Raw genomic sequence first — 25,019 nt, forward strand, 5'->3', positions numbered from 1 at the left:
CATCTGGTCATGACAGGCCAGATTGACGAGCCCGACGATGCAGGCTTGAGCGAGGACGAGTGGCGTAGGCTCGCCCGCTTCGATGACGCATCCATGCAGCTTACTGAGCGAGAGAATCGGCTCGTGGCTGAAGCCCTTGCCCCGGTGATTAGTCGTGTCGCTGAAGCGATGTCTATCATGACCGACTTCCCGGCGCCGGCATGGGTAGCCGTGCAGGACGTAATACAACGTCTTGCTGAATACTCCACGTTCATCACTGAGACGGTCAGTCAGAATTTTCAGTCGAATTTGCGGGACGTCTTTGAGGCGCTGGGCAACTTTGCCAAGCGCAACTTTCCAGAGAACTGGGGCGGTGTTTATGCACCGTCGTTCAAGGGTCTGGGTTCGATCCTGATCGACGAGGGCATCCCCTTGATGTGGGTTCCCGGCCCCAAGGTAGTCGAGTCACTTCTTACGGCTGAGAGTGCTTCCGCGCGTCGCCGCATCATCGGCTCTCGGTGGAAGAGGATCGTGTCCGACTGCGAGGCGGTGCTTCATGGGATAGACCACCCGAAGCTGTTGGGTGATCGTGATTTTGCTTTGGGCTGTGTCAATGCGCTTCGCGATGGGCACGTAAATCCTGCCCAGGCGCTCTCCGCTAACCTGCTTGATACTATTTTGCTTCATCTCAATGACGACATCCGTAAGTCGGTCAGGTCGAACCACTTCAAGCAGAGCGGAGTGAAGTTTGACCTCGACGAACACGAGTTCAGGACGGCGCTTACTTTTGCCCCTGTGTGGTGCGCGCACGTCAAGTTCAAGGCGGATAAGAAGGACACTATCCCGCGCGTATTTGCGAGGCATGCAAGTGTCCATGCCGTGTCCCGCAAGCAGTACAGCCGGATAAATGCCGTCATCGGGCTCATGGTGGTGACGTCGGTACTCAAGTTCTTCGATACTCAAATGTCGCGGTAGAGCATTCCGTCGACTGTCGTATCTTGCTGTATAATAAAATGCAAGACAATTATCCATGCCAGCCCAGCAACTAAAACCATCAGCACCTTTGATCCAGCAGCCGACCATCAAGGTCGAGCCGGTTCAAGGTGAAGCGGGCACAAAAGAATCCAGCCCCACACCAACAGCGGTGCAGGACTGGATTGATGCGCAACTAGCGAATGCGCCAGAGCTTACGCCAGATCAGTTGAAGCGTATCGCCGCTATCCTTGGCGCCACACCACCTGTAGACGCTCGGGATTAAAGCGGTTGCTGCCCTTGGTGGCTGGCATCAAGATGATGGCCTCGAACATCTCAGCCGCGATGGCTCGCCGCTGTTCTACTTCCAAGCTCGGCCACGTCTCGACCATGTTGGTTGACTTCGGCGTGGCGTGCTTCTTGGCGTAGGCGGTGCGCTCCTTGACGAGTGCCGCGATAGCCGCTTCTTTCTTTCGTACTTCGGGCCAGATGTGCGGACCCATGTCGGAGTTCTCTTTGAACTGAGCCAACAGGCTTGCCTTGCCCGCATTGAGGGTTGCGAGTTCTTCAGCCTTCGGCCATGGCTGCGTTTCAACCTCAATGTGCTGTTCTTTCAGGCGCGCAAGGATGAGCTTGGTGACGATCGCATCAATCGCGTTTCCTGACCCGCAGTTTCCGCAACCGCCATCGTTGTACTTGCACTGGTAGGTGTAGCGGTTGTTCGGCTGTGCACCACCAGTGGGCTTTCCGCCGCAATTTGCACACCGCAGGATGCCGGAAAGCATGTACTTCAACTTTCCGATGTCCTCGTGTCCTTCCGGACGGTCGGGGCCTGCGAGGAGTGCGACGACTGAATGCCAGGTGTGCTCATCCAAGATGGCGTCGTACTGACCCTTGACCGGGTTGCCTTGGTCGTCGGTGAGGTAGCGCGTGTGGTGGGGCTGATCCATCGGGCCATAGACGCGGTACCCGACCATACGCGGCGACGTCATCATGAGGACGAACGTCCTACGGCTCCAGGGGTTGCCCTTAGTGGTGAGCCTTCCTGCCGCGTTCCACTTGCGGATGATGGTTGAAGCTTTCACGCCAGCGAGCAACATTCTTGCCGCTGCCTTGATCTGCCAAGCTTCCTTGTCGATGATGGCGCGCTTGTCATCCGCCCAACCGAAGGCGCGGTTACCACCTACGGGGATGCCACGAGCGGCCCGCGCAAGATGACTGTCCCTCAGTCGACGTGACGTGTCGGTGGAGGAGCTGGCGCGGGCGTTGAGGACGTAGCGCGCCGCTGAACGACCGTTGTCTGTCAGGAGGTCGAGCGATCCACGGATATCGAGGATCGGTCGGTGGTAGTACTGCACTACCTCGATGGCGTCTTCAAGGTGTCGGTGGTCGCGGGTGAGACGGTCGATGTCATAGACGACAGCGCCGTCTACCGTGGTCAGCTTGTCGAAGCCCTCGGCTGGCACGAAGTGAGCCGATTCAGTCTTGCTCTTGCGGAGGTCGCCGAGCATCCCCTCAAACACGGGACGGATGACGCGATAGATGTAACTGCCGTCCTCTTGCTTGATGCGCTTCTTCTTCCACGCCGAGGTGTCAGGCTCGTCGTAGGTGCCGACGTACGTACCCCCGCGCGATTCGACGTACTTGCGGCAGAACGCCTCTTGTTCGTCGCGGTTGTTGATGTCCCCACCGGTGAGCGGAAGACCGGACGTTTCACGGTCGGGGTGGGTTTCGAAGGACAGTCGAACCAATCCGGCGATGTTGAGGCCGGTGAGGTCGCCACGATGGACGCGCTCTAGTGTATTCGGTTGTGACTGCACTGCGTGATCTCCTGTTACTAATTGTAACATTGATCACATCGTTTGGGGTACTGCTGCGGGCAGCGTACGACGCTGTGGTGGGACCTGCCGCTGATCGACTCGTACAAGCTGATGCACCGCATGTACCGCATTCCGGACGCCCGTTACCGCGAGAACCTCGACCGGCTGGCCGAACTCCTCGACCTGGGCGAGCTGTTGGACGTCCCGGTGCGCCAGCTCTCCCTCGGGCAGCGCATGCGGGGTGACATCGCGGCGGCGCTGCTGCACGACCCCGAGGTGCTGTACCTCGACGAGCCGACGATCGGGCTCGACGTGATCTCCAAGGCCAAGGTCCGGGACTTCCTGCGGGAGTTGAACGCCGAGCAGGGTACGACGGTGCTGCTGACCACGCATGACCTCCAGGACATCGAGCAGTTGTGCCGCCGGGTGATGGTCATCGACCACGGGCGGCTCATGTACGACGGTGCGCTGGCCGGGCTGCACGAGGTGGGGGAGAGCGAGCGGACCCTGGTGGTCGACCTGGAGCGGGAGATGCCGCCGATCGAGGCGGCGCCGGCCCGGGTGGTGCGGGTGGAGGGGCCGCGGCAGTGGCTGGCGTTTCCGGCGGCGGAGTCGGCGGCGGTGCTGGTGGCGCGGGTGGCGGCGGAGTATCCGCTGGTGGATCTGTCCGTGCGGGAGCCGGACATCGAGACGGTGATCGCGAAGATGCTGCATTCATTGGGGGACACCCCCAAACCCCCGCCGGAGGCGTCGGGCAGATACGGCGAGCAGCCGGAGGAAGCGGTCTCATAGCACTGGGTCGGGGGAACTCGTAGGCTGCTGTACATGACCGACGAACTCCCTGAGCTTCGCGCATCCGACGCCGATCGTGAACGAGTCGCCGAGATCCTGCGGGACGCCCTCGCGGAGGGGCGGCTGGACATGGAGGAGTTCGGAGAACGGCTGGACGCGACGTATCAGGCGCGTACATACGGAGAGCTGGCGCCGATCACCCGTGACCTGCCGGTGCCCGGGGCGACCGCCCCTAAGGTCGACATGGTCAAGCACCCTGAGGGTGGCGTGAGTTGGGCGGACCGGATCGTGGGCGGCGAGGGGGCGTCGACGTGGGCCGTCGCCGTCATGTCCGGGTTTCAGCGCAAGGGGCGGTGGACGGCGCCGAAGCGGTTCGACTGCGTCGCCTTCTGGGGTGGCGGGGAGATCGATCTGCGCGAGGCCGACTTCGCGGACCGGGAGATCGTGATCAACTGCGTCGCGATCATGGGCGGGGTCGATGTGATCGTGCCGCCGGGGGTCGAGGTCGTGGTGCGCGGCATCGGGATCATGGGGGGCTTCGACCAGCGTGAGGAGGGCGTGCCGGGGGATCCCGGGGCACCTCGGGTGATCGTGACCGGGTTCGCCTTCTGGGGCGGGGTCGGGGTACGGCGGAAGCTGGCGAAGGCGGAGCGGCAGCGGCTTCGGGAGGAGCGGCGGCAGGAGAAGCTGGAGCGGCGGGCCTCTCGGGGGGAGCTGCAGGGGTCGATGCGGGAGGAGCATCGGGACGTGTGGCGCCATGGGCATGGGCATGGGCATGAGGAGAGGCGGGGGCGGGAGCGGGGCGAGGACTGAGCCGGCGGTCGTGTCGCCCGGCGTTTGCTGGTGCCCGGGGTCGGTGCTGAGGCGGACGGGCGCCGCCCCAGCGGCACGACTGCCCGCAGCTGGGCGGCTGTGGCTGCCCGCAGCCGCCGACGGCGTAGCACCCCCGCTGGCGGCGTCCACCCCTTGAGCGGCCGTCACGGGTGGTGCGTGGGTGGGAGAGGTTGGTTGCCCGCAGCCGCCGACGGCGGAGTACCCGTCACGGGTGCGTGCGCGGGCGCTACAGCTCCGCCGGTGCCGTCCCCTTCAGGACGTTCAGGTCGAAGGTCTCCGCCATGCGCGCGTAGCCCTTGTCGCTCGGGTGGAGGTGGTCGCCCGAGTCGTAGTCGGGGCGGAACTTGCGGGGGTTGTACGGATCCCGGACCGCCGCGTCGAAGTCGGCCACCGCGTCGAAGACCCGGCCGCCCCGGATCTCCGCGTTGATCTGCTGGCGTACCGACTCACGCGCGGCCGTGTAGCCGCGGTGCCCCTGGAACGGCATCAGCGTCGCGCCCACGACCTTCAGACCCCGCGCATGCGCCTGCCGGACCATCGTGCGCAGCCCGTCGAGGATCTGGTCAGGGTCCGCGAGATTCGGGTTGCGGAGGATGTCGTTGACGCCGAGGTCTATGACGACGACCTTGACGTTCATCCGGCCGAGCGCGTCACGGCCGAAGCGCCCGACCCCGCTCTGGTTGTCGGCGGGCCGCCCGTTGCCGTTGGCGAGGACCTGGTTGCCGCTGATCCCCTGGTTGACGACGCTGTAGCGGGGCACGTCCTGCCCGGTCTCCACCGCGGAGCGGATCCGCTGCCAGAGGACGTCCGTCCACCGCCGGTTGGCGTTGGCCGTGGACGTGATGCCGTCGGTGAGGGAGTCACCGAAGACGACGACCGTACCGTCGGACTCGTCGCTCAGTACGTCCAGCGCGGTCAGGTACCGCCAGACCTGCGCCTGCGTGGTGTACCGCATGCCGGTCGCGTCCTCGGTGAGGTCGCCCTCGGCGACGTAGGAGGTCTGACGGGCGTGCGGGTGGAAGGTGACCGGGCCGGAGACGGTGGGGGAGTAGGTGGTGACCAGGATGTCGCTGTCGGCGGGGATGGTGAGGCGTACCGCGTCGCTCAGCGTCTGCTGCCCGGGCGGGATGACGACCGTGGTGTTGCCGCCGAAGGTGAGCCGCCGCATGGTCTCCGCGATCGCCGCCGGGCTCTCGGCAGCGGCGGCGACGGCGATCGACGCGTGCGTGATCGTCAGCGCCGACTGGCCGTACAGGTTGGAGAGGGTGATGCGGACACTCGTACCGCCGACCGTCGTGTGTACGACGTTGCGGACCGAGCGCCCCGCCAGGCCCTCCGTCTCGGTGCCGGGCTCGGCGCCGACCGGGGACGCGGACCAGGTGCCGACCCAGGTGCCGGTGGAGACCGGCGCGGCGGAGTTGCGCGGGGTCTTCCCCCTGGCCAGGGTGCTCCTGCCGGTGTCGCCGTCGTCGGCTGCGACACCGACGTAGATGGCGGCCGATACCGCCACGATCAGGGCGATGACCGCGGAAAGCAGGGCGCGGTGTCTTGTGGGGGCTGCTGACATCGGCTGCTCCGCAGCGGGCCCCACACCCCCAGCGTGACGCCTGGTCATGCGGTGCGTGTCTCCTCGGGCAGATGGGAGCCCGAGGCTCCGATGTGATCACCTCATGATGCGGCATGAGGCGGGGAGAGGTTGAACAGACCCCCCCTTTGGGCCACCGGAGTTCATCTGGAGTTCGTCGTCGAACTCCCCGGCGTGCTCTCCCCACCGGACAGACGCCGGGAACTCCTGTTCCGTTCCAGTAGTCGGTCAGGAAGGGACAATGTGTACGGGGGATCGGGAACGGGTGGAGTGGATGGAACGTACGAATCCGGATGAAACGGGTACGGGCGACGTAGAGCAGCATGCCCGGCCGGGACCCGCCGGTAACCGGGGCGTCCCCGCGTCGGCGGTACGCGCGATGACGACGTTCAGCGCCGCCGACGAGGAGAAGCAGCGCGGCGTACGGCGGATGAAGCTCACCGCGACCGGGATGCTGCTGTTCGTGGCGCTGGTGTACGTCCTGGCCAAGTGGGCGTCGGGCGAGGGCGCGGGGCCCTGGGCGGACTATGTCGCCGCGGCCGCCGAGGCCGGCATGGTCGGCGCGCTGGCCGACTGGTTCGCGGTCACGGCTCTCTTCCGCCACCCGCTGGGCCTGCCCATCCCGCACACGGCGATCATCCCGACCAAGAAGGACCAGCTGGGCGTCACGCTGGGGGAGTTCGTCGGGGAGAACTTCCTCTCCGGGGACGTCGTACGGCAGCGGATGCGCGCCGTCGGTATCGGCAGCCGCCTCGGCGCCTGGCTCGCCGAGCCCGAGCACGCGGACCGGGTGACGGCCGAGCTGTCGGCGGCGCTGCGGGGCGCCCTGACCGTGCTGCGGGACTCCGACGTCCAGGCGGTGGTCGGCGAGGCGATCACCCGGCGTGCGGACGCCCAGGAGATCGCGCCCGGCATCGGGAAGATGCTGGAGAAGGTCGTCGCGGACGGCGGCCACAAGCGGGTCGTGGATCTCGTCGTCGCCCGCGCGCACGACTGGCTCGTCCTGCACGACGCGGAGATCATGGACGCGGTGCAGGGCGGCGCGCCCGGTTGGACCCCGAGGTTCGTCGACAAGAAGGTCGGCGAGCGGGTCTACAAGGAGCTGCTGCGCTTCGTCACGGAGATGCGGGACATGCCCTCCCACCCGGCCCGCGGCGCCCTCGACCGTTTCCTCACCGACTTCGCCTCCGACCTCCAGTCCGACACGGACACACGTGCGCGTGTCGAGCGGCTGAAGGGCGAGGTGCTCGGGCGTGGCGAGGTCCAGGACCTGATCGCGTCCGCCTGGACGGCCGTACGGTCGATGATCGTGTCGGCGGCCGAGGACGAGCGCAGTGAGCTGCGGCTGCGGGTGCGGGCGTCGCTGCTGTCGCTGGGCGCGCGGATGGCCGTCGAGCCCCGGCTGCAGGCGAAGGTCGACAACTGGGTGGAGGGCGCGGCGGTGTACGTGGTGACCACGTACCGCCGGGAGATCACGTCCCTGATCACCGACACGGTGGCCGGCTGGGACGCCGAGCACACGACCCGGAAGATCGAGGCACACATCGGCCGTGACCTGCAGTTCATCCGGATCAACGGCACGGTGGTGGGATCGTTGGCGGGGCTGGTGATCTATACGGTGTCGCGGGCGCTCGGGGCGTAGGCGGGGCGGTGTGTTCAGGGGACGGGGATGGGGACGGGGGCAGGGATGGGGACCCGTCCCGGCTATCCCCCGATGAAGAGCCGGGACCGGGGCTTGTGGCGCCGCCTACTGGGACTGGCCGCCGGCCTTGTTGCGGCGGCGCAGCAGGAGGAGGCCGCCGGCGAGGGCGGTGACGCCCGTGGCGGCGGTCCAGGCGACGACGTCGTTCGAGCCGGTGGCGGCGAGGTCGCCGCCGGCGGGGGAGGCGGACGCGGAGGCCGAGGGTGAGGCCGGGGCGCCGCCGGTCTGCGGGCGGGGGTCGGATGCGGCGGCCGACGCGGTGGCGGAGGCTTCCGGGGTCGGTGACGCTGCGGTCCCCTTCGCCTTGTCCCGCGTGAACGCCAGTGTGCCGAAGCCGAGTTGGTCGAAGCCGCCGCTGTTGGGGCCGTAGTCGCCGCCGCCGCCCTCGGGGCCGGACTTGGCGGTGATCTGCGTGAGGTAGGTGGCGGACAGGCCGCGGCGCTTGGTGTAGTGGTTGGCGATCATGGCCCAGATCGGCCGGGTCCTCGCCGGGTCGACACCGGCGGCCTCAGCCGCGGTCTCGGTCCCCGACCACCCCTCTCTGGCGCCCTTCTCACGAGTGTTGGCGGTGTACGGCACATCGCCGCCCATGCTCCACTTGGCGACGTACTGGGCGCCCTTGAGGAACCGGCTGTCGTCATAGCCGTACAGGTCGATGCCCTGGTTCCAGGCCATCTCGCAGAACGTGCCCATCAGGCCGACGCCGAGCAGGGCGTGCCCCTGGTCGCGGCCGGCCTCCAGCCACTCGGCGAGCCCGTCGTCGTACACGACGGGGATGGCCTTCTTCACCGCCCCCAGGCCCTCGCCGTGCTTGAAGTACTCCACGGCCCGCTCCACTATCGCCCGGTCGTCGCAGAGGATGCCGGTGGCCAGGACGCCGCACATGGCGGTCAGGTCCCAGTTGGTCCAGTAGTTGGTGATGACGGCGCCGTTGTGGTCGGCGAGGAAGCTCTCGTTGAGCGGGTGGAAGACGTCGAGCATCATCTTCTGGAACCGCTCGAGCTCGAAGCCGTCGTGGTCGCGGACGAGTTCGGCGGCGTTGGCGAACTGGTAGCCGTACAGACCGGCCGCCAGGAACCGGTCCGCGCTGCCCTGCACGCTGGTCAGCTTGGCCGACCAGGCGTTGAGGATCGCCACGGCGGTGTCGCCGTGTGCGGCGTCGCCGCTGACGTGCCAGCGCAGGGCGTTCTGGTAGGCGGCGTGGATGTCGTTGTAAAGGGTCGCGTAGTTCTGGGGCGAACCCGACCCCCGGTACACGATGGCCTGCGGGTTGGGCGTCCAGTTGGTCTGGGAGTGCCGGTTCGCGGTCAGCCGGGCGAAACCGGCCGTGTACGGCTCGGCGCCGTCCTTCACCTTGACGGCCATACGGGCGAGGTCGGCGCGGGTGTGCAGGAGACCGGGGTGTGCGTAGGCGGCGGGAGCGGCCGCCGCGGGAGACGGGGAGACGGTCGCGGCGATACCGACGGCTCCGGCTGCCGCGCCCGCGGCCTTGAGCACGTTCCGGCGGCTGATCTGTCGTGTCACGTCGTCGTTCCTCGGGGTCGAAGGTTCGCGTGCCTGTCCGGGGGGACGGTGAGGAGACGTGACGCGGGGGCCGGCGATAACAAAAAACAACCGCCCGGATCCCGACGGGCAAACTGACAAGGGGCGGATCCGACCCGGAGCCCGCCGACATGCTGGCCCGCCGCCCGGAGACGCGGTACGCGGTGATCCCGGACGCGGGGCATGACGCACACCTGGACCAGCCGGCCCGACTGCACGACGCGATCAGGACGTTCCTACGCTCTGCCCCGTAGCGGCCGGGGTCGCACGGCGCTGATGTCAGTGGTGTGCCGTACCGTGCGCCAGGTCTCGTCGTACTCGCTCGTCGGAGGTCCCTCCCATGCCCACGCAGGCCGGACTCGTCACCACGCTGCCCGCCCCGCTGCCCCGCTCGCAGGCGGACGCCCCGCAGCTGGTCGGCCTGCCCGGGGCCAGGATGCTGACGCAGCGCGGCGACGACGAACTGGTGGTCCGGCGCATGGACGGAGGCTCCGGCACCGTACGTTTCCCGGCCCCCTGGCCCCGCCGCTACGGCACCAGCACGGTGGCGCCCGACGGCAGTCTGGCCGTCTTCGCGGGCGTGCACGCGGTGCGGGCGGTGGACCCGGCGGGCGAGGTGCGCTGGGAGATACGGCACGGCTGCTGGTCCGGCGGCGCGGCCTGCGTGGGCAGCGGACGGATGCACTCCGCCTTCGACGAGTACGCCGACGACCGCGACCACCGCCACGCCGAGGGCGGCTCGGCAGGCTTCTCGGCGGACGGCCGGCTGGTCTGGGCGCACATACGGGGGCCGCTGCCCGAAGGCCCGCTGGGCACGGAGACGGTGGACGAGTGGCTGATCATCGACGCCGCCGACGGACGCCCGTTCGTCCGGGCCGACATCCAGGCGGCGGCCGCGGGCAGCGAGCACGTACCCCACCCCGACCCGGCCCAGATGGGCCTGAGCATCGGTGAGGGCCAGGACGGGGCGCCCCTGCGCTGGGGCCGCTGGGACGGAGACGACCTGCACATCCAGCACTTCGACCACGCGGACCTGGTCCTGCTCGGTGTGAGCCCGTCGGGCGACCACCTCATGACGGTGAACCACGACCAGGACACCCTGGCCGTGCACGAGACCAAGAACGGCTCGGTCACGGCGACCTGGGACGCCGAGTCCACGATCCCCCCACACCCCGAGACGGAGCCCGACAACGACGAGGCACCGCTCTTCTGGGACTGGGCAGGCGGCTTCGTGGACGAGTCGACGGTCATCGCGGGCACGATGGAGAGCGACGAGGATTGGGGCGAGGGCCGGCACTGGCTCCTGCGGACGACCGGGACACGGGAACCGGAGCAACTCCGCTACCCCTTCCCCGTGTCCGGGATCCCGACCGCGCTCGGGGACGGGACCTGGTACATGGTCGAGGGGGACGACGTACACGTGTGGACGTGCGACTGAGTGCGTGACTCGGCCGGCCATCGTGGGTTGTTGCCGAATCGGCAAAAACCTTCGAGCGGGAATTGCCGGAGTGACGCGCGGGATCAGGAAGCCCGCGTGAGCACCACGGTCCGCATACCCCCCGGCCCGCTCTGCTCGTGCGTGACCCGCAGCCCGGCGACCCGGAACTGCTCCAGCACCCACGTGTGGGCCAGCCGCAGCTTGCGGTAACTGTGCGTCCCCAGCGTCCAGTTGCCGTCTGAGGCGCCACGGGTGTGGACGAGATCGTGCACCACGACCGTGTAGTCGTTGTAGTCGTCGGGGTACTCCAGGAAGCACGTCATGATCCGGTCCTCGGTCGCGCGGACCGGGATGAAGCGGTCCGTGCCCGTCAGCGGAACCGTCAGATCGCGGTACGCGAACACGGCCGCCCCGTCGGGCGCGAGGGCGGCGGCGACATCGGCGAACAGCGCGGCGACGTCCCCTCTGGTCGGCAGATGCGTCAGCGTGTCCCCCAGACACACGACGGCTCCGACGGAGCCCGGCCGCACAAGCGTCGGCAACGCGGTACGCACGTCCGCCCGAACCGGCCGTACGGCAGGCAAGCCGTCGGAGTGCGAGGCCAGTTCGGCCAGCAGCGCCTCACTCAGATCGACGGCGAAGACGACGTCGAAGCCGAGCCCCGCCAGGGCCAGGCTGCCGTGTCCCGGCCCGCACCCCAGATCCACGGCCACCGTCCCGCCCGCCCCCGGAACGACACCCCACTCCATCAGGCTCGCGCGCTGGGCCGCGGCGAGTGAGTCGAGATCACCGCCCAGCATCCAGGTGTAGTGCTCGGCGAGAAACCGGTCGTAGTGATCAGCGGCGTTGGTCATGGCGATCGTCACGGCGGAAACCTAGACCGCCATACGGCGATGTGGAGACCGGCCCGAACGATATTCGGAGCACCCCGCAAAATAGCCACCATGGACGACACTGATACGGCGATCCTCAGTCATCTCCAGCGCGATGCACGGCTCACCAACCGCGAACTCGCCCGCAAGGTCGGCATCGCACCGTCCACCTGCCTGGAACGGGTCCGCTCCCTGCGCGCCCGAGGCGTGATCACCGGCTACCACGCGGCAGTACAGCCACGCCTGTTGGGCCGCTCACTCCAGGCCCTGGTCTTCGCCCGCCTGCGCCCCCTGAGCCGCGACGTCATCCAGGGCTTCGAGACGTACCTCTCCGAACTCCCCGAAGTGGTCTCGGTCTTCGTGGTCTCCGGCGACGACGACTTCATCGTCCACGTGGCCGTGCCCGACATCGAGCACCTGCACGCCTTCCTCATGGACCGCTTCAGCGCCCGCCGGGAGGTGGTGAGTTTCCGCAGCTCGGTGATCTACCAGCAGACGAGTACGAGGGTGATGACGCCGTTGAGCCGTTGAGCCGTTGACCGGCGATCAGAAGAGTCCGGCGGAGTAACGGCCCGCGGAGGGGCTCGCGGTTCGACATCAACGTCGTTCACGCACCACGCGGGCGGACATGAATCCCCAACCCGCCGGCCCCCGGCGCCTCCACGCCCGGCAGCAGCCGCATGTCACGGCCGTAGTCGCCACCGACGAGCGCCCGGAACGGCACCGGCTCGTCCGTGAACAGCCCGTCGAGCCGTCGACCGTACTCCCGTAGCACCGCCGCGAACCGCTCCTCGGGCAGGTCGACCGTGCCGTACACCGCGAACGGTTCGAGCGGCGCCATGCCGGTGAACCACAACACGCCGTGCTGCAACGGGTGGAGTACGTCCGTGAGGTTCCCGTGGACGCCCCGGTCGGAGAACGCCGACTCCCGGGCGCCGATCGTCATCGACAGCAGGGCCCGCCGCCCGCCCAGCGCACCGTCCTCGCCGTAGGGCGGCGGGACCGCCGGGCCGTGGGCGAAGCCGTTGGTGAACACCCGGTCGATCCAGCCCTTGAGGATCGCGGGCACGGAGAACCACCACATAGGGAACTGCAGGACCACCGCGTCCGACCAACGCACCTTGTCCTGCTCGGCCGTGACGTCGGCCGAGAGCCGGCCCGCCAGTGTGGCCCGCTCCTGGGCGGCCAGTATGTCGAGGCGCTGGTCCGCGGCGTGGTCGGGGATGTCGTCGGCGTCCACCGCCGCCTTCCACTTCATGGCGTACAGGTCGGACACCTTCACCTCGTGCCCCGCCGCACGCAGGTGCCCGACCGCGAAGTCGGTCAAGGCGGCGTTGAGGGAACGGGGTTCCGGGTGGGCGCTCACGACGAGGATCTTCTTACGCCGCGGTCGCGGCCGCGTGGAGGTCGTATCGGTCATACGGCCACGCTCTCCCGGTGACGACCGGGTAGCCAGCACCCTGTTCGACCGGCGGACCGGGATTCCTGGTACTGCGAGACCCACCCATGACGCACCCATACTTGACGGCATGGACGGGGTCGGGCACGGGGACAGGGACGGGGACGGGGTGGACCAGATCAGGCACACAGAGGGCACAGTGGACACAGCCAACCGCACCGGCAGCAACGGCCAACACATCGACGGCATCGACGGCGTCGGGGGCGACACCCACCGCGCCCTCGGCGGCTTCCTGCGCGCCCGCCGTGGACGTGTCGCGCCGGAGCACGTAGGGCTCCCCGGCGGCGGCCGCCGCCGCGTGCGCGGTCTACGCCGCGAGGAGCTGGCCCAGCTGGCCGGGATCAGCGTCGACTACTACGTACGCCTCGAGCAGGGCCGCGCAACCCAGCCGTCCCCCGAGGTCCTCGACGCCCTCGCCAGGGCGCTCGGCCTGGACGCGGCGGAACGCAGGCACCTCACCACCCTGGCCGGCACCCGGCGCGACCCAGTCCCCGAGGCGCAGGTCAGCCCCATGCTCCGCCGCATCCTGGCCTCCATGACCGACCTCCCGGCCTTCGCCACGAACCACCGCCTGGACGTCGTGGCCTGGAACGACCTGGGCGCCGAACTGATCGGCGGCCTGGGCGACCCCGCCCGCCGCGACCGCAACAACGCCAGGTTCCTGTTCCTCGACCCCGCGTCCCGGCAGGTCCACCCCGAGTGGGAGGACCGGGCGGCAGAGGCCGTGGGCCAGCTACGGGTCTCCGCGGGCCGCTACCCCGACGACGCGGAACTGGCCGCACTCATCACCGAACTGTCCACCCACAGCCCCGACTTCCGCCGCATCTGGGCCACCGGCGAGGTAGTCATGTGCACAGCCGGCCGCAAGCGCCTACGGCACCCGAAGGCCGGCCTGCTCACCCTGAACTTCGAGACCCTGCACGTACCGGCCGGGCCCGGCGACACGGGCCTGGTGGTCCATGTGTTCAGCGCGGAGGAGGACAGCGGGGAGGCTGTGGCCCTCGGCCGGTTGTGACGGAGAGGCGGAGGCCACGGTCGCCCCTACGGGATCGAGCCCTGTCCCCGGCAATGAGGGTGGTGTAGTGCGCGGCCCCCGGAGCATCAGGTGGCGCGCGGGTGGGCAGATCCCGCTGGAGTTCAGATCCAAAGGCGACGAGCTGCATCCGCACGCGCCGGGGTTGGACTGGCGGCTTGGGGCCGCGCTGGTGGTCCTGCTGCGCGGCTTCGGCCCCGACTCATGGGACACCAAGAAGAAGTGACCGGAGTCGCGCCGCCGGTCGCGTCCCTCGCCGAGGGCGCGACCGGCCCTGATCGGGCACCGTCCGGGGCCGCCGGCCGCGCCAGGACGTTCAGCAAGATGGTGCTGGACGGCTGCGGTGAAGTGCCGCTGTTCACCGCCTGGCAGTCGAGCGCGCCCGCCGGACCCTGAACCGGACTGCCAGAGCCACGAGAGCCAGGAATCCGGTCACCGTCAGCGCCCAGGCCGGGACACCGCCGACCCTCGTCACACCGCCCTCGTGGACCAACACGCGCTGGTACGGCGTGTCGGCCTTCGCCCTGCGCAGCTCATGGTCGCCGCTGATGCGATCCGGCTCGGGGAACCTCTGCTGGTACGCCGTGAGGAAGACATCCCCGGAACCCGCGAAGTCCCGTACCGCGTCCTTGGGAACGACCTTCCCGGCGTACAGCAGCTCCGGCTCCCGCCCCCCGATCGCCGAACGCGGCTCCATCCGGTGGTCGGCCAGCACATACAGCCCCAGCGACTGAGGGGTCTTCGCCAGCCGGGACAGCCGCATCGGGTACACCAGTTCCTCGCTGGCGAAGCGCAGCAGCAGCGGATCGAGGCTGCCCGTCAGCACCTCACCGCTCTCCGGGGCGAGCCGGACCGCCACGTACTCCCACTCCGCGTCCACATACGGCTTCAGCTCGGTCGCGAGGGCGTCCGGGAGCTCGAAACCGTTGTCGGCCAGCCAGTCGCGCAGGGCGTCCGGATCGGTGGCGGTCAGCCGGGCCACGTCGAAGGGACCGAGGCGCTCGCGGCCGACCACGTCGACGGAGTCGGAGTCCTGCGGGGCGGCGCCCGAGGAGTCGTAGCCGCCCAGCCAGTCGAAGGGCCAGTCGTCGCTGTTCGGCCAGAAGTGGGTGCGGGCGCGGACCACGGGCCTGATCTCGCCCTCCAGGGCGTCGAACAGCGAGGTGTCGCCCAGCTCGACCGTCGCCCGATCGGGTACGGGCATGATCCACGCGGCCTCCGGGGCGTTCCCGTCGACCGTCAGCCTCATCGCGATCTGCTCGGTGCGCCCGTCCCAGTGCACCGCCGAGACTTCCCGGTCCACGCTGACCTGCATCGCTTTGTCGGACACCATCGCGCCGCAGCCGCACGCGTACGCCGGGTTGATCAGTGAGCCGAGCTGGAGTCCGACCAGCATCAGCCCGACCACCAGCAGCTTCTGTTTCACGTACTTGTCCCCCTTGACGTTCTTCGCACGTACGGACGGCGCGCGGATCCCGCTGGTTCCGGATCCGGGCCGGGGCCGGGACGCGGCCGAACTCCGGTGAAGTGCGGTGAACGGTGGCGCGAGCTGCGTACGCCGTATGAGAATGCCGCGAGTCTCCCTTGATCCGGCTTGCTCCAGGGGGTCTTGATCAGTTCGTGATCCGGGTTCCATTTCTTCGTGCCCGACGTCCCCTGGGTGAACGTCGTCATCACCGTCATACCGCCGGGCCGACCTCAACGGACTCGACGGGCCTCAACAGACCTCACGGCGCCGCCGAGCAGAGAAAGCCCAGTCCGGCGCACCGGCGAAGGGTGCGCAGGCCTGGGCCTCCTGCCGTTCCTGTCAGCCCTCGGCAGGCCCCGTCAGCCCGTGTGGACCTTCAGTGCCGTCCGGACGGCGGATTCGAGTGCGCCTTCGATCCAGGCGGGCTTGATAGAGGTGTGGTCCCCCGCGAAGTGCAGCGGTCCTTCGGAGGTGGGGACGTCGGGGAACAGTTCCGCGTGCTGGCCGGGGAAGAGGACGGAAGCCTCACCGTAGGCGTAGTGGTCACGCATCCAGGACTGTGTCCTGCACTTGTTGGTGAAGAAGACCTCGCACCGGCGGCCGAAGACGGCCTGGATTCCGGCGAGTGCGCGCAGATACCGCTCTTCGTCGGCGAACGCGTCCCACTTGAGGGCGTCGTCCGACCAGCTGTAGGAGGCGAGCATGACGCCTCCGTCGCTGCCTTCCATAGGGTGCGCGTGTTCGAAGTACATGAAGCGGTTGGCGTTGTCGCTCACAGATCCGCCGCCACGGATATGAGCGGCATCCGGTTCGCCGCTCGCGACGGGCCGGAAGACGGCGAAGCACTCCTTGAGTTCGCCGGGGATCGTCACCCCCAGGTCCTTCACGGACCTGTGCGCTCCGAGGTGCCTGGCGTCCCTGATCGTGCCCGCCCTGTACTTGTCGTAGAGCTTTTCTTCAATGGAGTTCAGCGTCTCCCGCCACTGCTCCTCGGTGAACTCCCACCAGCGCTGGGAGAACTCCAGCAGCACCTTGGTCGCGGCGTCGTAGTGCAGCTCCGTGACGGCCCGGCGCTTGCCGTAGGAGAGCGGAGGGTCGAAGGTCACGTGGCGCAGTCCGGCGAAGGGGACGGTGATGATCGCCTCGTCACCCTCGAAGACCTCGGTGACACCCCCCTTGCCGGTCTGGCAGTCCTCCGAGACGGTGTGCACCCGCACCTTGCCCTCGCCCCGTTCGATGCGTACGGCGCGCCTGTCGAGCCTGACGTTTCGCTTCACCGGCGCGTACAGCGCGTCGACGAGCACCGCTGTGCCGCCCTTGAGCTCCCAGAACTTGGTGCTCGGGGCGATCAGCACGCTGGACAGGAAGCTGTGCACGAAGGAGAGGTGCAGCCGCGAGGTCAGGTTCTGGATGGTGCCGATGAGGTCGATGGTCCTGGTGTCGAGCCCGGCGACCTCGGTCAGATACCGGTACATGGACCAGTGGCCGTACTTCTCCAGGACCGTGATCCACCCGTTGACGAGGGCGGTTCCCTCCTTGTCCTGGACCAGCCGGCGTGCGGGTTCAAGGGCCTGGGTGAGAATGGCGGAGGCGGTCTTCGTGCGGTTGGGGCCTGTGACGCCGAAGGAGTCGTTGATCTTTTCGGGGTTCTTCTCGTAGTCGGCGCGGCGCATGTGCATGCCGTTGACATGAATCCAGGCGCGGTTGGCCTTCCGCCCGGGGTTGTCGACCTCCACATCCACCAGGTAGAACTCCTGGCGCGCGAGGTCGTACTTCTTGATCAGTGCCATGAGGAGCGGGTGGCTGTCGGGCAGGCGCATGGCCCCGGCTTCGGCGTACTGCTGGGGGTCGGCGAACGGCTGCTCCCCGTTCTCGTGGCCGCCCTTGCGGAAGGTCTTGATGCGGCCGCCGACGCGGTTGCCGTTGGCTTCGATCACGACGACCTCGTGGCCCGCCCGGTTGAGCAGGTCGGCGGCGAGCAGGCCGGCCGGTCCGGCGCCGATGACCAGCACCCGTTTCGTGGCCTGCCCCCGGCTGGCGGGCAGGCCGTTCTCGATGGCCCTGAGGTAGGCCGGGACAAGGGAGTTGTCGTGCTCGTCGTAGACGGCGATGGCGCGGGCGACCGTCCGGTACGCCTGGTGGTCGATGCCGGGCGGCACCGTGGCCGGCGCCGTCGAGGGAGCGATGGCAGGACTCAACGCGGTCGCGGGCGCGGCGGAGGCGACGGCGAGCCCGGCGGCGAGCGCCGAGGCACCGGTCGCCGTGACCACGGCGCGACGCGAGGGTGGTGGCACGTCGGGCGACGGCGGTGAGGGCTGGGAGGTGTGTGAAGCACTCGGAGCGAGATGCTCTTCGTTCTGCTCTTCGCTCGATGTGGCCGGGATCTTCGTGAGGGGAGCACTCGCGTGTGCAGCGCTCAGGTTCTGTGTGCTCATCACGCTTCACACTCGGCGTATGAACCGTGCGAAGTAAGCGAATTCACACGGACGAGGACCGCAAACCACTCGAACCACTGAGATCGGTTTGTTTTTTTGCGGGACCAATAGTCAAGACAGCGGTCACTTGGGGCTGTTGCGGCCGAGGCGTAGCCGCGGCGGGTCTCCAGACGCCAAGCGGTGTGCTTGAAGTCCCGGAAGAGGTGCGAGATCGAGCTCGCGGATCACCGCTAGCGAGAGCCTGTCATGGCTGGACAAGGATGCGAGCCCGGCGGAGCTCGAACGATGCCCGCCCATACACGGTCGTCGTGGCCTCGGCTTGATCGGCCTGAACGACAGCCTCCTGCGCGCCTGTCTGCCACGCGAGCAGGGTAAGGGACCACGTGTGTGCGGGTGTTGCTACTCGACCCGGATAGCGACGCTCTGGCCAAACGTGCGGCCGAGATCGGGGAGTGATCAGCAGGTCACGTGATCCGGCGAGGTCAAACACCGAACTGAGGCATCCTTGACCACTCGGCGTGTGCCTGATGCCCTTGGACGGTCGGGTGTCGATTTCGGGGGTCCCTTGGTGTCCAGGCTGGTTGCACCTGTGCTCTTTCGGTTCGCCGACAGCGGCACGGTGACCGTATGAGACTGAGACGGGGCGCGGCCGTAGCCGCCGTCGCCGGGGGCGGCGCCGTCACCACAATGCTCGTCGGTCTGGTCACGAACGCCGTGTCGGAGCAGTCGCGTTGGCCCTCCTGGCTGGGCTGGTTACAGGAGCATCCCTGGCTGTCGTTCGTCATGCTGGGGGCAGTCACGGCCGGGCTGACGGCGTTGCTCGCCGCGTTCGACGACCGCCGTGTACCTGACCGGAGTCCGCAGCCGACAGTCCGCTCGGATGACGAGTCGGGCCTGCCCGGCGCGGCCCTGGTGCTGCGGTCTCTGCCGCGTGATGCCACAGCGTTTACCGACCGCGCCGCCGAGCTGGAGTCGCTGGTGCGCTCGGTGCGTGTCGCGCAGGAGACCGGTGAGGTCCTTCCGGTTCATGTGATCGACGGGATGCCCGGAGTCGGGAAGACGACCTTCGCAGTGCACGCCGGGCATGTGCTGGCCGAGCGGTTCCCGGACGGGCAGCTCTTCGTCAACCTGAACGGGCACACGACGGGCCGTAGTCCCGTGCAGGCGACCGAGGCCCTGGCCTCGCTGCTCGCGGCGGCCGGCGTGCCGACACAGCAGATACCCGTCGGTGACGACGTGGGGGCGATCACAGAGGCACGGGCTGTCATGTGGCGCAGTCGGCTCGCGGGGAAGCAGGCGCTGCTCATCCTCGACAACGCGGCCAGTTATCGGCAGCTGGAGCCGCTGCTCCCAGGTGGAAGTGGCTGTCTCGTGCTGGTGACCAGTCGTAGGCGGCTGGCCGCGCACGAGGAGGTGGTGGTGCCGGTGGAGGCGCTGCCGCCGGATCACGCGGTCGACCTGTTCGTTCGGCTCAGTGGGCGGCCGGCGGATGCGCTCGACCGGGACGCGATCGAGGAGCTTGTCCGTCTGTGTGGGTATCTGCCGCTCGGGGTGTCGCTCCTCGCGGCACGGCTGCGGCACCACCCGTCCTGGAGCGCCGACGACCTGCGCGAACGACTCATGGCAGCCCGCGACCGACTCGGCGAACTGCGGGCCGGGGAACGCGCGGTCGCCGCGACGTTCGAGCTGTCCTACCGGGACCTCCCGCCGGAGCGGCGGCGCTTCTTCCGGAGCCTCGGTTTCTACGCCGGCACGGATCTCGACGCGTACGTCGCTGCCGCGCTCGGCGCGGAGTCGATGACGGCGGCCCGCGATCAGCTCGACGCGCTCTACGACGCCCACCTGATCGACGAACACCCCGGGAGCCGCTACCGGCTTCACGATCTCCTGCGCGACTACGCCCGCGGTCTTGCTGACGAAGGAGACGGCATGGACCACCTACAAACCCTTCGACGTGTATGCACCTACTACCTTGCAGCTCTTGCCGTCGCCAACGAGCACATCGTCCGAAGCGGCGCTGCGGTCCCGCCACCTCCGGACGGCGCTCAGCAGGTGGAGACCCCGGCCCTGGGGTCCCGAACGGACGCCCTGAGCTGGCTGGAGAACGAGCGCGCGAACATCCTTGCCAGCATCCGGCGGGCGAACGGGCTCGCCCTCCACGATGTCGTGATCCGGATGGCCGCGGCCATGGCACCCTTCCTGCGCCAGTCCGGACCCTGGGACCAGGCAGTGGGGCTCCATCGGACCGCCGCCGACGCCGCCCGGCACGCCGGCGACCGACAGGCCCTGGCCTACGCCCTTACCGAACTCGGCGTCATACGGCGCTTCATGGCCGCCTACCCCGCGGCGACCGAAGCGCTGAACGAGGCGGTGACGCACTACGACGCGGTCGGCGACCGGCGCGGCAAGGCGGACGCCCTGAACCAGGCGGGCATCGTCTGGTACCTGACCGCGGACAACGACGCCTCCGCCCGTGCCCAGACCGAGGCCCTCGCCCTCTACCGCGAGCTCGGCTACCGGCTCGGGCAGGCCAACGCGCTCGCCGACCTCGGCATGGTGCGACGCCAGACCAGTGACTTCGACGCGGCCGTCGCGGCCCAGTCCGAGGCTATGTCGATCTACCGTGAGCTCGGCGACCGTTACGGAGAGGCCAACTCCCTGCGGGACCTGGGCATCGTCCACTGCCTCGTGGGCGAGTACGAGCGGGCCGGCGAGCGGCACCGCGAAGCGTTCGACATCTACAGGGAACTCGACGACCGGGTCCACCAGGCATACGCCCTGAACGAGTTGGGCGTCGTGCGACGGCTCACCGGCGATCTCGATGGCGCGCGCGAAGCCCACACCCAGGCCCTGGAGCAATACACGGAACTCGGCGAGCGGTTCGGCCGGGCCAACAGCATCCGTCACCTCGGGGTGCTGGACCGCCTGTCCGGGAACGCGGCGACAGCGGTGCGGGTGCTGGAGGAAGCCCTGGAGGCGTATCGCGAACTCGGCAGCCGCGGAGGCGAGGCCGCCGCGCTCAGCGAGCTGGGGGCCGCCCGCGCAGTCGTCGGCGAACGGCGCGGTGCTGTCGAGGCGTTCGAGCGGAGCCTTCAGATCCTGCGCGAGCTCGGCGACCGTTGCGGCGAGGCGGAAGTGCTGAACCACTGGGGAGCGCTGTCGCGTGCCTCTGGCGACGCGGTCGCGGCACGCGGGCGATTCGAGCAGGCGCTGGGCCTGGCCCGGGATATCCGCTGCCCGTTGGAGGAGGCGCGGGCACTGGAGGGCATCGGACGGTGCGACCGGATGACCGACGATCCCGCACGCGCCGACCGGTCGCTGCGCGAAGCCCTGACCGTGTACCAGCGGTTGGGCGTGAGCGCGTCGGCCGACGACGTCGAACGGCTTCTGGCGTCGCAGGCGGGATGAGCCGGGGACCTGGCCGGATTCCCTGTGTCGCGGTGAGTGGCGAGGCTGCTACGTTGCGAACCGATTGTTGCTTCAACCACCGCCGCCGCCCCGTGCCTGTCATCTCCGGCATGTCCAACACGAGGAGCGTTGAATGCCGTCACGCACGTCCGTTTCCGCGCCGCACACCACGGCCCCCGAAGATCGGGAGCCCGCCCAGGGCAACGTGGTCCTCGACCGCGTCGCCGCCCGCGTACGGCAGCGGCGGGCAGCCGAGCAGGCCACGACGAACCGTGTCGGCGACGGCGCCCACGCGGCCTCGCTCATCTGGCCCTGGCCCCTGTGAGGCCGCTCTCTCGATGACCCGGCTCGAAGCCGCAGCCCCTTTCCGGACGTTCATCCTCAAGGCCGTCAACCGCTGCAACGTCGACTGCGACTACTGCTTCGTCTTCAACTCCAAGGATCAGGTGGCACGGCGGCTGCCCGCACGGATGGACCTGGACGTGGCCCGAGCCGCAGCCCGGCGGATCAGCGAACACGCGACAGCGCACGGGCTGCCGACTGTGCATGTCGTACTGCACGGCGGAGAGCCGCTGCTCGCCGGGGTCCGCCACATGGCCGATGTGCTGGGCACCGTCCGGCAAGGGATTCCAGCGGGCATCGAGGTCCGCTTCGAGCTCCAGACCAACGGAACCCTGCTCTCCGAAGCGTGGCTGGACCTCTTCGAGCGCCACGAGGTGGTCGTAGGCGTCAGCCTCGACGGGCCGCCCGCCGCGAACGACCGCCACCGGCTCACGCACAGCGGGCGGTCGAGCACCGCCGCCACGGTGCGCGGCATCGAACTGCTGCGGTCCCGGCCGCACCTGTTCGCGGGACTGCTCGCCGTCGTGGACCTGGCCAACGACCCGGTCGAGGTCCATGACTACCTGGCCTCCTTCGACCCACCAGTGATCGACTTCGGCCTGCCACACGGGACCCACGACGACCCGCCGCACCGCGACGACCCGAACGTGCCCGAGTACGGCCTGTGGATGAGCCGCGTGTACGACGCCTGGCTCGCCCGCCCCGACCACCAGCACAGCATCCGGATGCTGGAGGACGTCGTCGCGCTCAGCGCCGGCGTGCGCGGCTCGGTCGAGACACTCGGCCTCGCTCCGCCGACCAGCGTCGTCATCGAGTCCGACGGCACCGTCGAGGGCGTGGACACCCTGCGGTCCGTCGAGGAGGGTGCCTCCTGGCTCGGGCTCGACGTCTTCGGCCAGTCCTTCGACGACGCCCTCGCCCATCCGAAGCTCCAGCACCGGCTGTACGGCAAGGACGCGCTCGCCGAGCAGTGCCAGAGCTGCCCGCTGGTGGAGGTGTGCGGCGGGGGCTACCTCCCGCACCGGTTCAGCACGGCCCGCGGCTACCGCAACCCCTCCGTCTACTGCGCGGACCTGGAGTACCTCATCCGGCACGTCCAGAAATCACTGCGCCGGAACGGCTGGGATCCGTACACCCCGACTGCCGCGTCGTCCCCGTAGCGGGGCCGCACCATGACGACGGACGCAGGCGTTGAAGACGGCGAGCCCAGCCGAGAGCGACACCAGCCGAGAACGACAGGAGAAGCACGCCGATGAGCGCGACGATCCGTCCCGCCGAAAAGCGGGACGCGGTGGCCCTGGCCGAACTGATCGAGGAGATCGAGCGGTTCTACGGATCGACCGACGTCCAGCCCTTCGAGGAACGCCAGTCCCAGGTCGAGGAGGCACTCTTCGGCTCCCCGCCCCTCGCATCCGCCCTCGTGGTCGAGGACGAGAACGGCGACCTCGTCGGCCTCGCCGCCTACGCCTTCCTCTGGCCGGCGGCGGGCTCCTCCCACTCGCTCTTCCTCAAGGAGCTGTACGTCCGTGACACGCTCCGTCGGCAGGGTGTCGGCGCCCAGCTCATGAGTGAACTGCGCGCGGTGGCCGCAGCCCGCCCTGGCTGCAGCCGCGTCGAGTGGATGACGGACCGCGCCAACCCGGGCGCGCGGGCCTTCTACAAGTCGCTTGGGTTCGCGGAGTTCGACGGGAAGATCGTCTATCGGGTCGACAGCGGAGGGGCCTGAGCGCGGGCGGGGTCAACGGGAACATCTGCACTCCTCCGGCCCTGAGTTCGGGTCGCCGGCGGAGTGCAACCCGTCGGCGGGATTACGGTCGGTCAGCATGCCGACGATCTGCTCGGCAGGGCACCCGGATCGCGGAATGCCGATGCGACGCGGTCGATGTCATTGCCTGCGGGCACTGGGGGCGACACGTCTGACAGAATCTGCGGCACCAGATGAGTGGGAGTCCAGGACGGCGGGTCGTGCAGTGCCCTTCCATGTACTGCTCCTGCTATACGGGTGTTTCCCTGTCTTTGATGGGCCCCAAGAGTGTCCCGCAAACGATCCGGGCGTCAGGGGTCTTTCGTGTCCAACAGCGGGTTGTCTTCAGAGGCCTGCGTGAGCTCCTCTACCAGCGTCATCCGGCCGGTCATCAGGACGTCGTGGTTCGCGAAGAGCGTGTCGAGTGCGAAGCGTCGGCGGATGTACGCCGTCCAGGTCACGTCCGGCAAGTCGCCGGACTTGACCATCCGGGCGCGGCTGGCCTGGGTGAGGATCCAGCGGGCCTGGTCGGCGTCGGCGGTGCGGCCGCCCAGGTCCCGGGCCAGCCGCCACAGCTCGTCGCCGTCGCTGTGTACGTCGACGACGGCGACGAGCCCGATGTCGCCCAGGCCGCGTTCGTCGCCGGAGCGGGTGGTGTAGGCGACGGTGAGGCCTTCGAGGGGGAAGACGGTCACGCGGCTGGTTGCGGTCAGCTCGGTGAGGGACACGGGTGCGGGTCCGTTCTGAGGTGCCGGAGCGGGCGGACCGGCCTGGGGGATGGCCGGTCCGCACTGGTGGGAGTGGGGGTCAGCAGCAGGGGCCGTCGCCGCAGCAGGTGGGCGCGTTGCAGTCGGCGGCGGTGCCCCAGAGCCGGTCGTCGACTTCGAACCCGGCCGCGCGGATCCTGTCGACGACCGAGGTCATCAGGCCGCGGGTGCGGACCTTGGAGTTGGGCTGGTGGTGGAGGAAGGAGCCGAAGTGCTGCTGACACCAGTCGGCGTACCAGCCGGTGTGCAGGATGAGTGTGTGCCAGCCGGGATCGACCAGCTGGGAGGGCGCCATGGTGGCGCCCTCACCCGTCGTACCCATGACGTAGACCAGGGCGAGAGCCTGGTCGACGACACGGTCTGCCACGCAGCGTTCCAGGCCGTACTCGTCGGCGCAGAACGCGGCGAGCATCTCGAAGTCAGAGTCGGTGACAAAGGAGCGGCCGGTACGCGGCTCGGCGGCGACGGTCGTGGTCATGTAGTGCACGCATTCACCTCATAGTTGGGGGAACCTCGGATGTCCCTCTCCGCGAGGCCGAACGCACATTGCGTTCTTGGGAGAGAGGGGGCTTGCGCCCCACCGCGCAGCGAAGCCCCGTACGCAGCGGGGGAACAGCGGGAACTTCTCTTTCCTCGCGGCCGACTTGCGTTGTCGACCGTGAAGGCTCAGAGGCGCGTACCGATCGCGATCCGGTCGTTGCCGGCGAGCCGTACCACCGCCCGGAGCACGATCTTCAAGCGGCGCTCGTCGAGGTACTCCACAGTGGCCAGGTACGTCTGCTGCACCCCGGCGATCGACAGCACCAGACTCAGGAACGCGCGCTCGT

22 protein-coding genes and 1 pseudogene are annotated in these 25,019 nt (G+C 68.7%); 13 read left to right on the forward strand and 10 right to left on the reverse strand.

Annotated features, from left to right (window positions below):
* The first annotated feature begins 9 nt into the window (after window positions 1-9).
* On the forward strand, window positions 10-954 hold the full coding sequence (locus AQJ91_RS25680; RefSeq protein ID WP_067026147.1) for a hypothetical protein: 945 nt from the start codon (window positions 10-12) through the stop codon (window positions 952-954).
* A 242-nt stretch (window positions 955-1,196) separates the two neighbouring features.
* Here AQJ91_RS25680 and AQJ91_RS25685 read toward each other — a convergent pair whose 3' ends face one another.
* Window positions 1,197-2,771: a recombinase family protein gene (locus AQJ91_RS25685; RefSeq protein WP_159054662.1), complete on the reverse strand. Its 1,575-nt coding sequence runs from the start codon at window positions 2,769-2,771 to the stop codon at window positions 1,197-1,199.
* A 33-nt stretch (window positions 2,772-2,804) separates the two neighbouring features.
* Here AQJ91_RS25685 and AQJ91_RS25690 point away from each other — a divergent pair.
* Window positions 2,805-3,563 (forward strand): annotated as a pseudogene (locus AQJ91_RS25690) (ATP-binding cassette domain-containing protein); the annotation flags it as partial.
* Window positions 3,564-3,596: 33 nt separating this feature from the next.
* A complete protein-coding gene (locus AQJ91_RS25695) occupies window positions 3,597-4,376 on the forward strand; it encodes a DUF1707 SHOCT-like domain-containing protein (RefSeq protein ID WP_067026151.1) in 780 nt (259 codons plus the stop codon).
* 247 nt (window positions 4,377-4,623) lie between these two features.
* Here AQJ91_RS25695 and AQJ91_RS25700 read toward each other — a convergent pair whose 3' ends face one another.
* Window positions 4,624-5,964 carry an SGNH/GDSL hydrolase family protein gene (locus tag AQJ91_RS25700; protein WP_067026153.1) on the reverse strand — a complete coding sequence of 447 codons (1,341 nt, stop codon included), beginning with the start codon at window positions 5,962-5,964 and terminating at the stop codon, window positions 4,624-4,626.
* A 259-nt stretch (window positions 5,965-6,223) separates the two neighbouring features.
* Here AQJ91_RS25700 and AQJ91_RS25705 point away from each other — a divergent pair, with 259 nt between their 5' ends.
* Window positions 6,224-7,624, forward strand: a complete 1,401-nt coding sequence (locus AQJ91_RS25705; RefSeq protein WP_067026155.1) for a DUF445 domain-containing protein — start codon at window positions 6,224-6,226, stop codon at window positions 7,622-7,624.
* A 105-nt stretch (window positions 7,625-7,729) separates the two neighbouring features.
* Here the strand turns inward: AQJ91_RS25705 and AQJ91_RS25710 are convergent, their stop codons facing one another.
* On the reverse strand, window positions 7,730-9,208 hold the full coding sequence (locus AQJ91_RS25710; RefSeq protein WP_107122528.1) for an alginate lyase family protein: 1,479 nt from the start codon (window positions 9,206-9,208) through the stop codon (window positions 7,730-7,732).
* 358 nt (window positions 9,209-9,566) lie between these two features.
* On the opposite strand from AQJ91_RS25710, the gene AQJ91_RS25715 reads away from it, so the two are divergent.
* Window positions 9,567-10,664: a hypothetical protein gene (locus AQJ91_RS25715; protein ID WP_067026157.1), complete on the forward strand. Its 1,098-nt coding sequence runs from the start codon at window positions 9,567-9,569 to the stop codon at window positions 10,662-10,664.
* An 83-nt stretch (window positions 10,665-10,747) separates the two neighbouring features.
* Here the strand turns inward: AQJ91_RS25715 and AQJ91_RS25720 are convergent, their stop codons facing one another.
* On the reverse strand, window positions 10,748-11,530 hold the full coding sequence (locus tag AQJ91_RS25720) for a class I SAM-dependent methyltransferase (RefSeq protein ID WP_234382918.1): 783 nt from the start codon (window positions 11,528-11,530) through the stop codon (window positions 10,748-10,750).
* Between the two features lie 78 nt (window positions 11,531-11,608).
* On the opposite strand from AQJ91_RS25720, the gene AQJ91_RS25725 reads away from it, so the two are divergent.
* The gene (locus AQJ91_RS25725; protein WP_067026159.1) at window positions 11,609-12,067 is read left to right on the forward strand and encodes an Lrp/AsnC family transcriptional regulator; all 459 of its coding nucleotides are present in this window, start codon (window positions 11,609-11,611) and stop codon (window positions 12,065-12,067) included.
* A 76-nt stretch (window positions 12,068-12,143) separates the two neighbouring features.
* On the opposite strand, the gene AQJ91_RS25730 is transcribed toward AQJ91_RS25725, so the two are convergent.
* A complete protein-coding gene (locus AQJ91_RS25730) occupies window positions 12,144-12,956 on the reverse strand; it encodes an NAD(P)H-dependent oxidoreductase (RefSeq protein WP_067026161.1) in 813 nt (270 codons plus the stop codon).
* 109 nt (window positions 12,957-13,065) lie between these two features.
* Here AQJ91_RS25730 and AQJ91_RS25735 point away from each other — a divergent pair, with 109 nt between their 5' ends.
* From AQJ91_RS25735 to AQJ91_RS53810, 3 genes are all read left to right on the forward strand, one after another.
* Entirely contained in the window at window positions 13,066-14,010 is a 945-nt protein-coding gene (locus tag AQJ91_RS25735) for a helix-turn-helix transcriptional regulator (protein WP_079085185.1), read from the forward strand.
* A gap of 67 nt (window positions 14,011-14,077) precedes the next feature.
* Window positions 14,078-14,254, forward strand: a complete 177-nt coding sequence (locus AQJ91_RS53805) for a hypothetical protein (protein WP_159054663.1) — start codon at window positions 14,078-14,080, stop codon at window positions 14,252-14,254.
* Window positions 14,251-14,424, forward strand: coding sequence for a hypothetical protein (locus AQJ91_RS53810; RefSeq protein ID WP_159054664.1), 174 nt, complete (start codon window positions 14,251-14,253; stop codon window positions 14,422-14,424). The genes AQJ91_RS53805 and AQJ91_RS53810 overlap by 4 nt, the downstream gene beginning before the upstream one ends.
* Here AQJ91_RS53810 and AQJ91_RS25740 read toward each other — a convergent pair.
* The 3 genes from AQJ91_RS25740 to AQJ91_RS57850 all read right to left on the reverse strand — a co-directional run bounded on the left by AQJ91_RS25740 (window position 14,387) and on the right by AQJ91_RS57850 (window position 18,143).
* Complete coding sequence (locus tag AQJ91_RS25740; RefSeq protein ID WP_067026219.1) at window positions 14,387-15,424, reverse strand: DUF2330 domain-containing protein; 1,038 nt, start codon at window positions 15,422-15,424, stop codon at window positions 14,387-14,389. The genes AQJ91_RS53810 and AQJ91_RS25740 overlap by 38 nt on opposite strands.
* A 431-nt stretch (window positions 15,425-15,855) precedes the next feature.
* Window positions 15,856-17,931, reverse strand: coding sequence for an FAD-dependent oxidoreductase (locus AQJ91_RS25745; protein WP_067026163.1), 2,076 nt, complete (start codon window positions 17,929-17,931; stop codon window positions 15,856-15,858).
* The gene (locus AQJ91_RS57850; RefSeq protein ID WP_324618028.1) at window positions 17,931-18,143 is read right to left on the reverse strand and encodes a DUF6879 family protein; all 213 of its coding nucleotides are present in this window, start codon (window positions 18,141-18,143) and stop codon (window positions 17,931-17,933) included. The genes AQJ91_RS25745 and AQJ91_RS57850 overlap by 1 nt, the downstream gene beginning before the upstream one ends.
* Before the next feature lie 415 nt (window positions 18,144-18,558).
* Here AQJ91_RS57850 and haaT point away from each other — a divergent pair, with 415 nt between their 5' ends.
* The 4 genes from haaT to haaN all read left to right on the forward strand — a co-directional run bounded on the left by haaT (window position 18,559) and on the right by haaN (window position 23,407).
* Window positions 18,559-21,339 carry a cyclophane-containing RiPP biosynthesis TPR protein HaaT gene (gene haaT, locus AQJ91_RS25750; protein WP_067026165.1) on the forward strand — a complete coding sequence of 927 codons (2,781 nt, stop codon included), beginning with the start codon at window positions 18,559-18,561 and terminating at the stop codon, window positions 21,337-21,339.
* A gap of 133 nt (window positions 21,340-21,472) precedes the next feature.
* Window positions 21,473-21,664: a HaaA family cyclophane-containing RiPP peptide gene (gene haaA / locus AQJ91_RS25755; RefSeq protein ID WP_067026167.1), complete on the forward strand. Its 192-nt coding sequence runs from the start codon at window positions 21,473-21,475 to the stop codon at window positions 21,662-21,664.
* 13 nt (window positions 21,665-21,677) lie between these two features.
* Entirely contained in the window at window positions 21,678-22,841 is a 1,164-nt protein-coding gene (locus AQJ91_RS25760; protein WP_067026169.1) for an FxsB family cyclophane-forming radical SAM/SPASM peptide maturase, read from the forward strand.
* Window positions 22,842-22,933: 92 nt separating this feature from the next.
* Window positions 22,934-23,407 carry a cyclophane-containing RiPP N-acetyltransferase HaaN gene (gene haaN / locus AQJ91_RS25765; protein WP_067026171.1) on the forward strand — a complete coding sequence of 158 codons (474 nt, stop codon included), beginning with the start codon at window positions 22,934-22,936 and terminating at the stop codon, window positions 23,405-23,407.
* A gap of 329 nt (window positions 23,408-23,736) precedes the next feature.
* Here the strand turns inward: haaN and AQJ91_RS25770 are convergent, their stop codons facing one another.
* Together AQJ91_RS25770 and AQJ91_RS25775 are read right to left on the reverse strand one after the other, a co-directional pair.
* Window positions 23,737-24,153, reverse strand: coding sequence for a hypothetical protein (locus AQJ91_RS25770; RefSeq protein ID WP_067026173.1), 417 nt, complete (start codon window positions 24,151-24,153; stop codon window positions 23,737-23,739).
* A gap of 79 nt (window positions 24,154-24,232) precedes the next feature.
* Window positions 24,233-24,670, reverse strand: coding sequence for a glycine-rich domain-containing protein (locus tag AQJ91_RS25775; protein ID WP_067026221.1), 438 nt, complete (start codon window positions 24,668-24,670; stop codon window positions 24,233-24,235).
* Window positions 24,671-25,019: the final 349 nt, after the last annotated feature.

Source organism: Streptomyces dysideae (assembly GCF_001514305.1).
Lineage (GTDB): Bacteria > Actinomycetota > Actinomycetes > Streptomycetales > Streptomycetaceae > Streptomyces > Streptomyces dysideae.